Source organism: Arthrobacter sp. AB6, from assembly GCF_031844545.1.
In the GTDB taxonomy this organism is placed as follows: Bacteria; Actinomycetota; Actinomycetes; order Actinomycetales; family Micrococcaceae; genus Arthrobacter.
The window spans coordinates 195,279-208,923 of the sequence record NZ_JAUZVL010000003.1 but is presented as its reverse complement, the minus strand read 5'-3'; the positions used below and the strand labels follow the sequence as shown (position 1 = coordinate 208,923).

The following is a 13,645-nucleotide window of genomic DNA, read 5'->3' as shown; positions in this document are numbered from 1 at the left end:
TAAGCAGGAGGCTCCCATGTCCGATCTCGCTCACTTCGACGTCAGCCGGCGGACCTTGTTGAAGGGAGGCCTGCTGGCCCTGGCCACAGGCCCCCTCCTCGCGGCCTGCGGTGTGAATACCAGCGGAAGCGGAGGGGCCGGCTCGGTCAACTTCCTCTCCACCCAGTTCTCCCCGGTGGAGGAGCGGCAAAAGTACGAAGCCACGCTCAAAAAGTTTGCCGGGGATATCCAGGTGGCCTACAACCCCGTTGACACCGGCGTCTTCAACACCACCCTGAAGTCCCAGCTTTCGGCCGGAAAGGTGGAGGTGGGAATTGCCGGAGGCCTGCACGGCGACCTTGTTCCCTTTGCCTCACAGTTGGAGGACCTCAGCTCCCTGATGAACGACCTGTCCTCGGCAGGATACTCAGACGATCTGAAGGAGCTGTCCAAGCTCGGCACGGACGTTCCCCGGTACATTCCGTGGATCCAGGCGACATATGTGCTGGCGATCAACAAGAAGGCGCTTGAGTGGCTGCCGTCGGGAGCCGACGTCAACAAGCTCACCTACGATCAGTACCTGGCATGGGCGCAGGCCGCCAAAGCAGCGAACGGCCGGCCGGTCTTCGGCATTCCGGCGGGGCCCAAAGGCCTCCACCACCGCTTCTACCAGGGTTTCCTCCTCCCCAGCTTCACCGGCGGACAAATCACCACCTTCCGCAACCCGGATGCCGTCACGGCCTGGACCTATATGCGGGAGCTTTGGGCTAACACCAACCCCGCCTCCGCGAACTACGACTTCATGCAGGAGCCCCTGGCCAACGGTGAGGTCATGGTCGCTTGGGACCATGTGGCCCGACTCATCACCGCGGTCAAGGACAAGCCCGACGAATGGCTGATGGTGCCGGCGCCGTCCGGTCCGAAGGGCAAGGGCTACCTGCTGATCGTCGGCGGCATGGCAGTGCCCCAAGGTTCACCCGAGAAGGACAAGGCCTTCGAACTCATCAAGGCCCTGTCCAAGCCCGAGGCGCAGATTGAGACACTGAAATCCAATTCCTTCTTCCCCGTTGTCAAGACGGAAGTCGGCGGCGACCTTCCCGGCGGCGTCGCCCTTGAGGCAAAGGCAGTCAAGGCCCAGCAGGAGGCCTCCGATGCGCTGCTCGCACTGCCGCCGGTCGGCCTGGGAGACAAAGACCCCCAGGTTTCCCAGCTCTTCAAGAACTGCTTCCAGGAAATCTGCCTGAACAACGCAGACGTGAAGGCGACGCTGGACCGGCAGGGTGCGGAACTCGCGAAGATCATGGACAGCCTCAACGTCCCCTGCTGGGCGCCGGATCCCAAACAGACCCCATGTAAGGTCTCCTGATGGCTGCCCCCGGCGCTCCGGCGGACGCCAAGCCCCGGCCCCGGCCCTCAGCGCCGCGGGGCCGGCCGTCGCGCAGGAGCGGCACCTCGGCAGCGATGCTGCTCATCGCCCCGTCCATCGTCTTCATGACACTGCTCTTCGGCTGGCCGATGGTGAGCGGCATCCTTCAGGCGTTCGGCGGCCCCGAAGGGCTTACGACGGCGAACTTCACCCGGATGGCGCAGGATCCGTACTTCTGGTCATCCGTGGGCAACACGCTGCTCCTTATCGTGGTGATGATTCCGATCCAGTTCGTCCTGGCGCTTGCCATGGCCCTGCTCATCCGGGCCAAACCGCGGGGCTCGTCGGTGTACTTCTACATCTGGGCCATACCCCTGGCCGTCAGCGACCTTGCCGCCGGCCTGGTGTGGTTGACCGTCTTCACGGACCGCGGATACCTCAACTCCGTGCTGGCTTCCGTGGGCCTTGAACCGGTCTCCTGGCTCGCCTACGACAACTACGCCTCGATGTTCATGGCCGTGCTGATCGCCGAGGTCTGGCGCGCCACGTCCCTGGTGTTCGTCATCGTGGTGGCAGGGCTGCAGTCCATCCCCAAGGACTACGAGGAGGCCGCCGGCGTCTTCGGCGCGGGCTTCTGGGACCGGCTCTGGCACGTGACCCTCCCGCTGCTGCGTCCCAGCCTCCAGACGGCCCTGATCCTGAGGACAATCCTCGCGTTCCAGACCTTCGCCGTGGCGCTGGCCCTCACCGGCCAGAACTTCCCGCTGGTGGTCGGCGAGACCTACCGGTGGTACACCGGACTGCAGGACGCCAACGTGGCCTCGGCCCTGGCCCTGGTGGTCATGGCAGTGTCCATGGTGACCGCAGTCGGCTACCTCAAGCTCCTGCGAGACCAATCGGAGGCAGCCCGATGAGCCACGCCACCACCAACCAGGCAACGGCTCCGGAATCGCGGCCCCAGCCGGAAGTGGACCGCCGGCCGCTGGCACGGCGGCGCCGCAGCCGGGTGCTGCTCCAGGTGGGCTGCATCCTCATCACGCTCTTCATGGCGCTCCCCATCTACCTGATCGCGCTGTCCGCCACCTCCAGCAGGGCGGCCCTGCAGGCGTTCCCCCTGAGCTTTGTTCCCAGCAACTTCTCCCTCGAAACCATGCAGACGTTCCTGCAGTCCACGGGCGTCCTGGCCGGGCTCATCAACTCCGTCCAGGTGGGCATCTTCACCCTCCTGCTCTCCCTCATCATCGGAGTTCCCGCCGGGTACGCGGTGGCACGTTTCGCCTTCCCCGGCCGGGACCCCTACCAGCTCTTCCTGCTCTTCACCCGTGCGCTGCCCATCGTGGTGCTTTCGGTGCCGCTCGCCCAGCTGTTCCTGCAGACGGGGCTGTATGACAGCGTCCTTGCCGTCGTCCTGCTCCACACCGCACTGGCGCTGCCCACGACCATCCTGATCACGTCCTCGGTGTTCCTGGGCGTGCCGCGCGACGTCGAGGAAGCTGCCCGCATCTTCGGCTGCACCCCCGTGCAGGCCTTCCTCAAGGTGGTCATGCCCATGGCCATCCCCGGCATCGCCGCGGCCTCCATCTTTACCTTCGTCATGTCCTGGAACGAAGTCCTGGGTGCGTCGATCCTCACCCTGAACCAGCGCACGCTGCCGGCCCAGGTCCTCAGTTCCCTCGCCGAGTCACCGCTGGCTTACCGGTTCGCCGGCGGCTTCCTGCTGGTGATCCCGGCACTGATCTTCATCTTCTTCATGCGCCGCTACCTCACAAACATGTGGGGCTCCACGATCCGCTAGTGCTCTCCAGAGAGGCTGTCCCATGGCTGACATCTCCATCAAAGGTCTCCACAAGACCTACCCCGGCAGCACCGAGCTGGCCACGAACAACGTGTCCCTCGAGGTTGCAGAGGGTGAGTTCATGGTGCTTCTCGGGCCCTCGGGCTGCGGGAAGACAACCCTGCTGCGCATGGTGGCGGGGCTGGACTTCCCGGATGAAGGGAGTATCTCAATCGGCGGCCGGGATGTAACGTACCTGCCCCCGCAGGACAGGAACCTCTCCATGGTGTTCCAGTCCTACGCCGTGTTCCCGCACCGCAAGGTCCGCACCAACATCGGGTTCGGCCTGGTCATGAAGAAGGTTCCCCGGGATGAACTCGAGAAGAAGGTCGCCTGGGCGGCCGACCTGCTCCAGCTCACCCCCTACCTGGACCGCTACCCTGCCCAGCTCTCGGGCGGGCAGCGGCAGCGCGTCGCCGTCGCCAGGGCCATCGTTATGGATGCGGACGTCCTGCTCATGGACGAGCCCCTGTCCAACCTGGACGCCCTCCTGCGCCTCGACTTCCGGGCGGAACTGAAAAAGATTGTCCAGCAGCTGGGCTCCACCACGCTTTACGTGACGCACGACCAGGTGGAGGCGATGAGCCTCTCAGACCGGGTGGCCGTGATGAAGAAGGGGCAGATAGCCCAGCTTGGGCATCCCATCACAGTCTATGAGGAGCCCGCGGACCGCTTCGTCGGGGGATTCATCGGCTCGCCGCCAATGAACTTCCTCGAGGGCCGGGTGACGCAGGAGGGCGCCCTGGAAGTCGCCGGCCAAGGCACTGAGGCGCCTGAATTCCTGGCCCGCTCCGCGGCCCGGTCCGGCGGACTTCCCGTGATGGTCGGGATCCGCGCGGAAAACATCTACATTGAGCAGCGGGGAGCCCCGGGAACCCTCGACGCCACCGTGGAAGTGGTGGAACCGCTTGGCCATGCAACCCTGCTGACCGTGGACCTGGGCGGACAGACCATCAAGGTCCAGGTTGCCTCCACGGTACGGGTCTCCCCGGGGGAAAAGGTTGGACTGAGGTTCGACCAGGCAACCATCCGGTTCTTCGATACGGAGACGCAGCTGGGACTCACGGCATGAGCCAGGCGCCGGACAGGGACACGTATCCGATCAAGGACCTTGAGGAGCTCGGGCGCCGCGCCAGGAACGTCCTGGCAGCCAACGACCTCGGCACCATGGTGACGGCCGCACCGAACCTGTATCCGCACATGTGGAGCTGGGACGCCGCGTTCGTCGCCGCCGGACTTTCGACCGTGAGTGTCGAACGCGCCCTCCGGGAGCTCGACTACCTGCTGGCCGCCCAGTGGAAGAGCGGGATGATCCCGCACATCGTCTTCTCCGACGTCCCCGGCTACTTCCCCGACATCGAACGGTGGGGGACCCGCGGGGCCTCGCCGGAGGGTGTGCAGTCCAGCGGCATCTGCCAGCCGCCGGTGCACGCCACCATGCTGCGGCGCATCGTGGAACGGGCCACGGCTGCGGGAGGTGAGGATGCCAGGCTCGCGGATGAATTCACCCGCCGGACGCTGCCGGGATGGATCGACTGGCACGCCTGGCTGCGGAGGGCCCGCGGCGGGGACGGCTCGGGCCTGCTGACCATTTACCACGGCTGGGAATCCGGGATGGACAACTCCCCGCGCTTTGACGGCCCGTATTCCAGGGTCAACCCGGGGAAGATGGAGCCGTTCGTCCGCACGGACACGCAGAAGGTCAAGGACCACAGCCAGCGCCCCAGCGACGAGGAGTACAGCCGCTACCTTTGGCTGGTGCAACAGATGGCGGACGTGAGGTTCGACGACGAGCGGTTGCCCCGGGTGATGGCCTTCCAGGTCAAGGACGTCTTCATGTCCGCGATCTACGCCGCGGCCAATGAGGACCTGGCCGTGCTGGCGGAACAGTTCGGACTGCCGGAGGAGGCGCCCCGGTTGCGGGAATGGGCCAGGGAATTCCGCGACGGCGTTGACGCGACGGTGGATGGCAGGACCGGACTCGCCCGCGACCGGGATGTGCTGACGGGGGAGTGGATCGGACCGCCCACCATGGCCGGATTCGCGCCCCTCATTTCCACCAATGACCAGGCCCTCCTTGACCGGCAACTGGAAGTCTTCGAAGGGCCGGACTGGACGGGCGATCCCCGCCTGGCCTTCCCGCTGCCGGCTTCCACGTCCACCACCTATGAAGGGCTGAAGCCGCGCCAGTACTGGCGCGGACCCGTGTGGCCGGTGATGAACTGGTACCTGGCCCACTGCCTGCGCAGGCGCGGGGACGAGAAGCGCTACCGCCGGCTGCGGGAGGCCTCCCTCGCCCAGCTGATGGAGGGCCATTTCGGTGAGTACTACGAGCCCTTCACCGGCGAACCGCTGGGCAGCATGGACCAGTCGTGGACAGCGGCCGTGGCGCTGGAATGGCTTGCCGATCCTGAGAACGGCTGACCAGTGGATGCCGGGCCGGGGCAACGGCATCCGGTGCGGCTCCTCATCGCAGGTGCAGGGGCGAGGGGCGCAGCCTATGCCCGGCTCGCCGTTGCCACCGGCCAGGCGGTCGTTGCGGGCGTGGCTGAGCCGCGCCCGGTGCTGCGCAACGGCCTGGCGGCCGAGTTGAATGTGCCGGCGGAGGGCGTGTTCGAGGACTGGCAGGCAATGCTCAAAAACCGCCTGCCGGCCGACGGCATCATCATCGCCACCCCTGACCGTGAGCATGGAGGTCCTTTCGCGGCAGCCGCAGCCCACGGCTACCCGATCCTCCTGGAGAAGCCTGTCGCCGTCGACCCCGCCGGCTGCGCAGAACTGGAACGCCTGGGCCGTGAAAGCGCCGCCGGCGCGACTGTCTGCCATGTGTTGCGCTACACCCCGCTGACAGCGCTCCTCAGGCAGCTCCTGTTGGACGGGGCGGTGGGCCGGATCATCTCCGTCCAGCACCTGGAGCCAGTGGGCTTCTGGCATTTCGCGCACTCGTACGTCCGCGGGAACTGGCGCAAGGAGGAAAGCGCGAGCCCGTTCCTCCTTGCCAAGTGCACGCACGACGTCGACTGGCTTTCCTACATCATCGGGAGCAGGCCACTGAAGGTGTCGTCGTTCGGAACGCTGGCCCATTTCCGCCCCGAAGGGGCGCCGGAGGGCGCCGCCCGGCGCTGCATAGACTGCCCTGCGGAGCCCCGCTGCCCCTATTCCGCGCTGAAAATCTATGGTGCGGGGCGGCCCGTGGACGGAGCTAAGGCTGATCCAGCCAAGGCGTATTTCGCGGACGTGGTGGATCCGGGCGGCACGCCAGAGTCGCTGCTGCACGCCCTGGCAACCGGCCCCTATGGCCGCTGCGTCTATTTCTCCGACAATGACGTCGTGGACCACCAGGTGGTCAATATTGAATACGAAAACGGCACAACTGCCGCCTTCACCGCCACGGCCTTCACCGCCGCCGGCCCGCGGCGCACCCGGATCTTCGGCAGCCATGGGGAGATCGACGTGGGAGCCGAAGCCATCTCGGTCTTCGATTTCCTGACCGGGACAACCGCTGTCCACCCGGTCCCCGCTGCCGCGCCGCGGGTCCAGGGGGAAAAGCACGAGGGCGGCGACCGCGGCCTGGTGCAGGCCTGGGTGGCTGCGCTGGCCACCGGTGACTGGTCGGCGGTGGTGTCGGGATTAGAGGAGTCCCTCGTCAGCCACGCTGCCGTTTTCGCCGCCGAGGAGGCCCGCCGGAGCAGTGCTGTGGTTGAGGTTGGCTCGTTCAGTCTTAGCCAGTGACCTGGTCGATGGACACGACGGCAAGGAAGCCGCGGCCCAGGACCTCAGGGGAGGCGCTGTCCGAGCCCACCACGGCGTCGTAGCGGCCCAGGGCCTCGGGTTCACGGCGTCCGTCGGAGGCTGTGGCCTGGCCCTGCAGCAGGATCCCCAACTGGCCGGCAAACAGCGGGTGGGCGCGTTTCTTTGAAATCTCAACGATGGACGTGAAACCCTTGAAGCTGCCGGCCCGGGTGATGACGTTGAGGTTCCGGACATCTCCCGTGGGAAGTGCGCAGGAAGTGGCGGCCCCGCCGGGAAACCGGAACGCACGGTACTTCTCCAGGGGATGTTCAGCCCCGTCCACGGTCAGGAGCAGGAGTTCGCCCTCCACCACCGTCAGCACCCGCTCCATGCCAGGAAACGATGAGAAGTCCCCGGCTTTGGTGACTTCGGCGATGCTGACCCGCCAGTCCCACCCGCCGTCCTGGAGGGAGGCGGCGTCGGGATGGCCGGCAATCTGGCGCGTGACCCCGCCGCCGTTGCGCCAGGGCTGGGGCTTGCGGTCTGCGAAGCGGATGATCTCCATCCGCCCAGCCTAGTTGGCCCGCTGCTTGCCCGTATCGGCAGCCCCGGTTCCCTGCTACTCTCCTGCGGGGGGACAACACGAAAACAGCCTGAAGGAGCCGGGAATGTTCGTCAAAGTGTGTGGTCTCAGCACGCCGGAATCCGTCCGCGCTGCGGTGGAGGCAGGGGCCGACGCAGTGGGTTTCGTCCTCACGGCGAGTCCCCGCGTGGTCTCGCCGTCCCAGGCCTCCGCGCTGCTGGCCGAAGTGCCGAAGGGGGTAACGCCTGTCGGCGTGTTCCGTGACGAGCCGGCTGCCGACGCCGTGGCCATCGCCCGTGCCGCCGGGCTGGAGTGGATCCAGCTGCACGGCCGGCGCTCGCGCGGGGACGTCGCCACGGTGCACGACGCCGGCATGAAGCTGGTCAGGGCCGTCACCATGGGTGCCGCTGCCGAGGACCTGGAGGACTGGGGGGAGGACCTGCTCCTGATCGACGCCGCCGTCCCCGGCTCCGGCGAGGCCTGGGACTATGCGTCCGTGGCCAAACTCCCCGTGCTGCAGGAACGTAAATGGCTGCTGGCAGGCGGCCTGGACGCCGCCAATGTTGCGCAGGCCTCCACGGCGGCGCACGCCTGGGGCGTCGATGTTTCCTCCGGTGTTGAGTCGTCCCGCGGCGTTAAGGACCTGGCCAAGGTCAGCGCCTTCGTGCAGGCGGCCAAGGGTGTTCCTACCCCGGTCTAGCCGCTGATTCAGGGGACCGTAAGGGGAGGCCCCCATCCCGCTGCCATGGCCCCCGGGGCACAATGGAGGGATGAAGGCACTGCTCAACATCATCTGGCTGGTTTTCGGCGGTTTCTGGCTCGCGCTGGGCTATTTCTTCGCGGGGGTGATCTGCTGCCTGCTGGTTGTCACCATTCCCTGGGGCATCGCCTCGTTCCGGATCGCTGCGTATACGCTCTGGCCGTTTGGCCGGACGGTGGTGGACAAGCCCGGCGGTGCGGGCGTGTTCTCCCTGCTGGGCAACGTCATCTGGCTGCTGGTGGCAGGCATCTGGATCGCCATCGGACACGTGGTCACAGCCTTTGCCATGGCAGTGACCATCATTGGCATCCCGCTGGCCATCGCCAACCTGAAGCTCATCCCGGTCTCCCTGATGCCGCTGGGCAAGCAGATTGTGCCCACCAGCCAGCCGTTCGTATCCGCCTACCGATAAAACGCCAGACGGAACGCCGCGGAACAGTGCCACCTCAGCGGGGGCTGAACGCCCCGTTCGCCATGATGGCTACGGCGTCGCTGTCGTCCAGTTCCGCGGCGACATCGACGTCGGCACCGTAGCCCGCCCCGGTCAGCTCACGGCCGCTCGAACAGCCGTGCAGCGTCTCCCGGAGCCGCGGTTCGGCGGCCTCGAAAACGGCCATCGCAGCCACAGCTTCCGGCGAGTATCCGTGCCTGCCGTCTTCGGCCTCGTAACCGCCCTTGCCCGCAGCCACCAGGCCTGCGATGAACGCCCCTGCCCCAATCTGGTCCTCCACGGCGGGCCGGAGGGTGCCGTCCGGCCAGCGTTCGCCGGCAGCAACCACGGCGATCACTGCATCTTCAGGGAGGTTGGCAGCCACCCAGTCCGCGGTGGCTGCGGCATTCCTGAGGCACACGGTGGCCAGCAACGGAACCCTGCGCGCCAGTTCGTGGCAGAGCGCGGAACCGTTGGGTGACGGCAGGACCACGCGCTCAAGGGAATCGGCGGCCCTAAGGCTCGCCGGGGAGAGGCTGAGCCCGCCCCCGTCCCTGGGACCGGCCAGCAGGGCGCGGTGGCGGGCAGCGAAATCCTCCGCGCCGGTGTCCTTCCACGGGAAAGGAAAAACCGCGGCGCCCCGGTCCAGGGCGACGCTCACGCAGGTACTGAAGGAGAGGACGTCAACCACCACGGCAAGGTCCGCGCCGGACGTTACCGTGCTCCCGCCGTCGCGCCCCCACTCAACCCGGACCGCGTAGGGCAGTTGCCGGTGCGCGGCACTGGCAGTGAACGTGTGGCGGGAATTCGAGGTGGGTGCGTTCATGCCAGTTCGCCCTTCAAATTGCGGTGCGCCGCGGCCTGCCACAGTTCCCTTGCCCTGCCGCTGTGGAACAGCGGCTCCAGTTCCAGCAGGTGGCGCACGACGGCGGCGCGCCCGGCTGCGAAGTCGGCGTCGCCGATGTGCGCGTAATCCTTGCGGACGGCAGCAACGTACCTGGCGTATTCCTCCGGATCCCCGCCCAGGACGGACAGGTCGGCGTCGCAGAGGAGGGCGCCGTCGTCGTCCCCCTGTTCCGGGCGGTGGTCGGATGTCAGCCGGACCAGCCGTGCCACCTCGGCCGCCTCCGCCTCCGGAAGGCCGGCGCCGTGCAGGCGCTCCTCGGCCAGGCGCGCGGACTCCTCCTCATCCTGGCCGGCTATGCCGCGGTAGACGGCGTCGTGGAACCAGGCCGCCAGCAGGACTGTCCGCGGCGGGTCGGCGGGATCGGTGAGCAGGTCGAGGGCTTCGAGTACTGCCAGCAGGTGCGTGCAGCCGTGATAGTGGCGGTGGTCCTCGCTCCACCGGTCCAGGAGGTCCAGGAAGAGGGCGTCGTGGCCTGGCATGATCGAGTTCCAGCGGTTCAGCAGCGGGACCTTGAGCGACTTGTTCCGTTGCCGGGCAGGAATGCGCAGGCCGCTGGCAATGAGCCTGCGGACCAGGATCCGCCCTTCGACGGGAACGGCCCCGGCCGCCACGAGGTCGTCGAAGCGGCGCTCCGGAACGTCGTAGTGGTCCCCGTCAAAGGCCCGTTCGGGGACACCCGCCGCCGCCGCGAACGCGTGCAGTTCCGCCAGCGATTCGTCGGAAATGAGGTGCGAGAAGTGCGTTCCGTGCGCGGGCCAGAGGGGCGGGTCGATGTAGAGGACCATGGACGAAGTCTAGTGCTGCGCCGCTGCGGGTCCCGGATGCGCCTTCCGGCAGCACAGAAACCCTGAAATGCGGTCCTGTCGCTGTCATTAGGCCGCAAATGCGTACTAGAGTGGCTCTATGCCAACTATCCGCGTCTCCGAGGCCGCCCGTTTCCTGGGCGTCAGTGACGATACCGTCCGGCGCTGGACCGAGAACGGGAGCCTCACGCCGCGGAAGGACGACGCCGGCAGGCTCGCCGTTGACGGCCTGGAACTGGCCAGGCACGCACAAAAACTGGCGCAGCTTCCGGCCGATCCGCACCGTGCAGGCAGCTCGGCCCGCAACCGCTTCGTGGGCCTCGTCACCGGCATCAAGGCTGACAATGTGATGGCCCAGGTGGAGCTGCAGTGCGGCCCCTTCCGCGTGGTGTCCCTGATGAGCAGCGAGGCCGTCAAGGAACTGGGACTGGAACTCGGCTCCGTGGCCACGGCCGTGGTCAAGGCCACCACCGTGATCATCGAAACCCCGCAGGGAAAGGGAACCGCGTGACGCTGGCCCGGCGGGCCGCAGCCCTGCTGGCGGCAATCCTGCTGGCGGCCCTGCTGGCGGCCCTGCTGGCCGGTTGTGCGGGCAGCGGCGCCGGCGGCGGCGCTTCGGACAACACCGGCCAGGGAAACAGCCGGGGAACACTGACTGTTTTCGCCGCGGCGTCCCTTAAGGCCAGTTTCACCGAGCTCGCGGAACGGTTCGAAAAGGAGAATCCCGGAACTGTCGTCACCCTTAGCTTTGCCGGGTCGTCGGACCTGGCCACCCAGGTCAGCCAGGGCGCTCCCGCGGACGTGTTCGCCTCGGCGGACACCAGCAACATGGCCAGGCTGCAGGACGCCGGCCTGGTGGACGGCCAGCCGCGGGACTTTGCCACCAATACCCTGGCCATCGCCGTCCCGGCAGGGAACCCGGCAGGAATCGGATCCTTCGCGGACCTGGCCAGGAGCGGAACGAAGCTCGTGATGTGCGCCCGCCAGGTGCCCTGCGGGGCCGCCGCGGCCGCCGTCGAACAGCAGACTGGGACGGACCTCAGCCCGGTCAGCGAGGAAAACTCGGTGGCTGATGTCCTGGGGAAAGTCAGCTCGGGAGAGGCTGACGCCGGACTCGTCTATGTCACCGATCTCCGGGCATCCGTCGGCAAGGTGGAAAGCGTTCCCTTTCCGGAGTCGGCCGCAGCGGTGAACACGTACCCCATCGCAACGCTTGCCGGCAGCCGCAACAAGACCGCTGCCGCAAAGTTCCTGGAGCTGGTGGCAGGCCCCGAAGGCGGGGAAGTCCTGGCGGCCGCCGGGTTTGGGCCGGTGGGCAGCAGATGATGGGCTGCACGTGACGGGCGGGCAGCAGGCGTATACGGGCATTCCCCGGTGGCTCTACGCGCTCGCAGTCCTTGCCGCCACGATGGTGGTCCTTCCGCTCGTCGCCATGGTGGCACGGGTCAACTGGGCCAACTTCCTTTCGCTGGTCACGTCCGAGTCCGCCCTTGCGGCGCTGGGGCTGAGCCTGCGGACATCGGCGGCCAGCACTGCCCTGTGCGTCGTGCTCGGCGTTCCGCTGGCGGTGGTCCTTGCCCGCGGCGCGCTCCCGCTGCTGGGGCTCCTGCGCTCGCTGGTGCTGCTCCCGCTGGTCCTGCCGCCCGTGGTGGGCGGCATCGCCCTCCTGTACACCTTCGGCCGGCAGGGCCTCCTGGGCAGGACGATTGAGGTGCTGGGGCTGCAGATTGCGTTTTCCACCACCGCCGTGGTCCTGGCCCAGACATTCGTGGCCCTGCCGTTCCTGGTGGTCAGCCTGGAAGGTGCGCTGCGCACCGGCGGACACAGGTACGAGGCGGTGGCAGCGACGCTCGGCGCATCGCCCGGAACCGTCTTCCGCCGCGTCACGCTGCCGCTCGTCCTGCCCGGCCTGGCATCAGGGGCGGTCCTTGCCTTCGCCAGGAGCCTGGGCGAATTCGGCGCCACCCTCACGTTCGCGGGCAGCCTGCAGGGGGTCACCCGGACGCTGCCGCTGGAAATCTACTTGCAGCGGGAGACCGACCCCGACGCCGCCGTCGCGCTATCCCTGGTGCTGGTGGCCGTGGCAGTGGCCGTGGTGGCACTTGCGTACCGGCGCCCCGCGGGCAGGACTCCCGCCCTCCGGTTGTCCGGACAGCGGACGACGCCGGCTCCCGCGGCGGGCGGGGATGTTCCGTGACGTTCTCGTTCCAGGCAGCCGTGGCGGAGCGCGGTTTCGACGTCGACTTCTCCGTTGGGCCCGCTGAAACCGTTGCAGTGATGGGACCGAACGGCGCCGGCAAGTCGACGCTGTTCTCCGTCATTGCGGGGCTGCTGCGGCCGGACAGCGGACGGGCCGAGCTGGACGGCCGGACCCTGTTCCATGTGGGGGACGGACGGAACCAGTGGACCCCGCCCCACCGCCGGGGGACGGCCCTGCTGGCGCAGGAACCGCTGCTTTTCCCGCATCTCAACGCCGCGGACAACGTGGCCTTCGGCCCACGCAGCGCGGGCGCGTCCAAGCTGCTGGCCAGGGCCAGGGCGCTGCAGTGGCTGGCACAGGTGGAAGCTGAAGGCCTTGCAGCACGCCGTCCCGGGGAGCTTTCGGGCGGGCAGGCCCAGCGCGTTGCCGTGGCCCGGGCGCTCGCCGCGGATCCCGGCCTCCTCCTCCTCGATGAACCGACGGCCGCGCTGGACATCCACTCGGCCCCGCTGCTCCGGCGGCTGCTCAAACACGTCCTCGCGGACCGGCCGGCCATCATCATCACCCACGATGTCCTGGACGCGCTGATGCTGGCGGACCGGGTGGTGATCCTTGAAAACGGGGGCATCACAGAGGAGGGCCCCACGCGGCAGGTGCTGCAACGGCCCCGCAGCGCCTTCGCGGCCGGGCTGGCAGGGCTCAATTTCGTTCCCGGGACGCTCGCCGGGGACGGCATCCTGACAAGCCGGGGCCAGCACATAGCCGGACACAGCGAGGACCCTATTCCCCCGGGACAGGCGGCGGTGGCCGTGTTCCCGCCGTCGTCCGTTTCCGTCTTCCTCACCGATGCCCACGGAAGCCCGCGTAATTCCTTCGGGGTGGCCATCACCGATCTTGAACCGCATGGCGACTTCGTCCGCGTCAGGGCAGGAAGCCTGGCGGCGGACATCACTCCTGCGGCTTCGGCGGACCTCGGCCTGGTTCCCGGGTTGGCGGTGCACTTCGTGGTGAAGGCGACGGCGGTGTCGGTCTACCCGTTATAGGAGGACCG

15 protein-coding genes are annotated in these 13,645 nt (G+C 67.7%); 12 read left to right on the top strand and 3 right to left on the bottom strand.

Features of this window, described 5'->3' with window-relative positions; genetic code table 11:
• Positions 1 to 16: 16 nt before the first annotated feature.
• The 6 genes from Q9R30_RS03705 to Q9R30_RS03680 are packed head-to-tail and all read left to right on the top strand — an operon-like array spanning position 17 to position 6,911.
• The gene (locus tag Q9R30_RS03705; RefSeq protein WP_104999268.1) at positions 17 to 1,345 is read left to right on the top strand and encodes an ABC transporter substrate-binding protein; all 1,329 of its coding nucleotides are present in this window, start codon (positions 17 to 19) and stop codon (positions 1,343 to 1,345) included.
• Positions 1,345 to 2,259 carry a carbohydrate ABC transporter permease gene (locus Q9R30_RS03700; RefSeq protein WP_199775285.1) on the top strand — a complete coding sequence of 305 codons (915 nt, stop codon included), beginning with the start codon at positions 1,345 to 1,347 and terminating at the stop codon, positions 2,257 to 2,259. Before Q9R30_RS03705 ends, Q9R30_RS03700 begins: the two co-directional genes overlap by 1 nt.
• Positions 2,256 to 3,140: a carbohydrate ABC transporter permease gene (locus tag Q9R30_RS03695; RefSeq protein ID WP_104999266.1), complete on the top strand. Its 885-nt coding sequence runs from the start codon at positions 2,256 to 2,258 to the stop codon at positions 3,138 to 3,140. Before Q9R30_RS03700 ends, Q9R30_RS03695 begins: the two co-directional genes overlap by 4 nt.
• Positions 3,141 to 3,162: 22 nt before the next feature.
• The gene (locus Q9R30_RS03690) at positions 3,163 to 4,251 is read left to right on the top strand and encodes an ABC transporter ATP-binding protein (protein ID WP_104999265.1); all 1,089 of its coding nucleotides are present in this window, start codon (positions 3,163 to 3,165) and stop codon (positions 4,249 to 4,251) included.
• On the top strand, positions 4,248 to 5,603 hold the full coding sequence (locus tag Q9R30_RS03685; protein ID WP_311216811.1) for an MGH1-like glycoside hydrolase domain-containing protein: 1,356 nt from the start codon (positions 4,248 to 4,250) through the stop codon (positions 5,601 to 5,603). Before Q9R30_RS03690 ends, Q9R30_RS03685 begins: the two co-directional genes overlap by 4 nt.
• 3 nt (positions 5,604 to 5,606) lie before the next feature.
• Positions 5,607 to 6,911, top strand: a complete 1,305-nt coding sequence (locus Q9R30_RS03680; protein ID WP_311216810.1) for a Gfo/Idh/MocA family oxidoreductase — start codon at positions 5,607 to 5,609, stop codon at positions 6,909 to 6,911.
• Here Q9R30_RS03680 and Q9R30_RS03675 read toward each other — a convergent pair.
• The gene (locus Q9R30_RS03675) at positions 6,901 to 7,476 is read right to left on the bottom strand and encodes a HutD family protein (protein WP_311216809.1); all 576 of its coding nucleotides are present in this window, start codon (positions 7,474 to 7,476) and stop codon (positions 6,901 to 6,903) included. The two genes, Q9R30_RS03680 and Q9R30_RS03675, sit on opposite strands and share 11 nt — an antisense overlap.
• Before the next feature lie 103 nt (positions 7,477 to 7,579).
• Here Q9R30_RS03675 and Q9R30_RS03670 point away from each other — a divergent pair, with 103 nt between their 5' ends.
• Both Q9R30_RS03670 and Q9R30_RS03665 read left to right on the top strand, forming a co-directional pair.
• Positions 7,580 to 8,194 (top strand): phosphoribosylanthranilate isomerase, encoded by a 615-nt coding sequence (locus Q9R30_RS03670; RefSeq protein ID WP_104999262.1) that lies wholly within the window; start codon positions 7,580 to 7,582, stop codon positions 8,192 to 8,194.
• A 70-nt stretch (positions 8,195 to 8,264) separates the two neighbouring features.
• Positions 8,265 to 8,666, top strand: coding sequence for a YccF domain-containing protein (locus tag Q9R30_RS03665; protein ID WP_104999261.1), 402 nt, complete (start codon positions 8,265 to 8,267; stop codon positions 8,664 to 8,666).
• Positions 8,667 to 8,700: 34 nt separating this feature from the next.
• On the opposite strand, the gene Q9R30_RS03660 is transcribed toward Q9R30_RS03665, so the two are convergent.
• Together Q9R30_RS03660 and Q9R30_RS03655 are read right to left on the bottom strand one after the other, a co-directional pair.
• Positions 8,701 to 9,510 (bottom strand): 2-phosphosulfolactate phosphatase, encoded by an 810-nt coding sequence (locus Q9R30_RS03660; protein WP_104999260.1) that lies wholly within the window; start codon positions 9,508 to 9,510, stop codon positions 8,701 to 8,703.
• Positions 9,507 to 10,376 (bottom strand): DUF4031 domain-containing protein, encoded by an 870-nt coding sequence (locus tag Q9R30_RS03655; protein ID WP_104999259.1) that lies wholly within the window; start codon positions 10,374 to 10,376, stop codon positions 9,507 to 9,509. Before Q9R30_RS03655 ends, Q9R30_RS03660 begins: the two co-directional genes overlap by 4 nt.
• 118 nt (positions 10,377 to 10,494) lie before the next feature.
• Here Q9R30_RS03655 and Q9R30_RS03650 point away from each other — a divergent pair, with 118 nt between their 5' ends.
• From Q9R30_RS03650 to Q9R30_RS03635, 4 genes are all read left to right on the top strand, one after another.
• Complete coding sequence (locus Q9R30_RS03650; protein ID WP_104999258.1) at positions 10,495 to 10,905, top strand: molybdopterin-binding protein; 411 nt, start codon at positions 10,495 to 10,497, stop codon at positions 10,903 to 10,905.
• 2 nt (positions 10,906 to 10,907) lie between these two features.
• Complete coding sequence (gene modA, locus Q9R30_RS03645; RefSeq protein WP_396136690.1) at positions 10,908 to 11,720, top strand: molybdate ABC transporter substrate-binding protein; 813 nt, start codon at positions 10,908 to 10,910, stop codon at positions 11,718 to 11,720.
• An 82-nt stretch (positions 11,721 to 11,802) separates the two neighbouring features.
• Positions 11,803 to 12,591, top strand: a complete 789-nt coding sequence (locus Q9R30_RS03640) for an ABC transporter permease (protein ID WP_311216846.1) — start codon at positions 11,803 to 11,805, stop codon at positions 12,589 to 12,591.
• A complete protein-coding gene (locus tag Q9R30_RS03635; protein WP_311216807.1) occupies positions 12,588 to 13,637 on the top strand; it encodes an ATP-binding cassette domain-containing protein in 1,050 nt (349 codons plus the stop codon). Before Q9R30_RS03640 ends, Q9R30_RS03635 begins: the two co-directional genes overlap by 4 nt.
• The last annotated feature ends 8 nt before the right edge of the window (positions 13,638 to 13,645 follow it).

Coding starts and splice junctions, on each gene's coding strand:
- Q9R30_RS03650 (WP_104999258.1), top strand. CDS start 10,495: ATGCCAACTATCCGCGTCTCCGAGGCCGCCCGTTTCCTGGGCGTCAGT.
- Q9R30_RS03665 (WP_104999261.1), top strand. CDS start 8,265: ATGAAGGCACTGCTCAACATCATCTGGCTGGTTTTCGGCGGTTTCTGG.
- Q9R30_RS03700 (WP_199775285.1), top strand. CDS start 1,345: ATGGCTGCCCCCGGCGCTCCGGCGGACGCCAAGCCCCGGCCCCGGCCC.
- Q9R30_RS03660 (WP_104999260.1), bottom strand. CDS start 9,510: ATGAACGCACCCACCTCGAATTCCCGCCACACGTTCACTGCCAGTGCC.
- Q9R30_RS03685 (WP_311216811.1), top strand. CDS start 4,248: ATGAGCCAGGCGCCGGACAGGGACACGTATCCGATCAAGGACCTTGAG.
- Q9R30_RS03690 (WP_104999265.1), top strand. CDS start 3,163: ATGGCTGACATCTCCATCAAAGGTCTCCACAAGACCTACCCCGGCAGC.
- Q9R30_RS03695 (WP_104999266.1), top strand. CDS start 2,256: ATGAGCCACGCCACCACCAACCAGGCAACGGCTCCGGAATCGCGGCCC.
- Q9R30_RS03705 (WP_104999268.1), top strand. CDS start 17: ATGTCCGATCTCGCTCACTTCGACGTCAGCCGGCGGACCTTGTTGAAG.
- Q9R30_RS03675 (WP_311216809.1), bottom strand. CDS start 7,476: ATGGAGATCATCCGCTTCGCAGACCGCAAGCCCCAGCCCTGGCGCAAC.
- Q9R30_RS03655 (WP_104999259.1), bottom strand. CDS start 10,376: ATGGTCCTCTACATCGACCCGCCCCTCTGGCCCGCGCACGGAACGCAC.
- Q9R30_RS03670 (WP_104999262.1), top strand. CDS start 7,580: ATGTTCGTCAAAGTGTGTGGTCTCAGCACGCCGGAATCCGTCCGCGCT.
- Q9R30_RS03640 (WP_311216846.1), top strand. CDS start 11,803: ATGGTGGTCCTTCCGCTCGTCGCCATGGTGGCACGGGTCAACTGGGCC.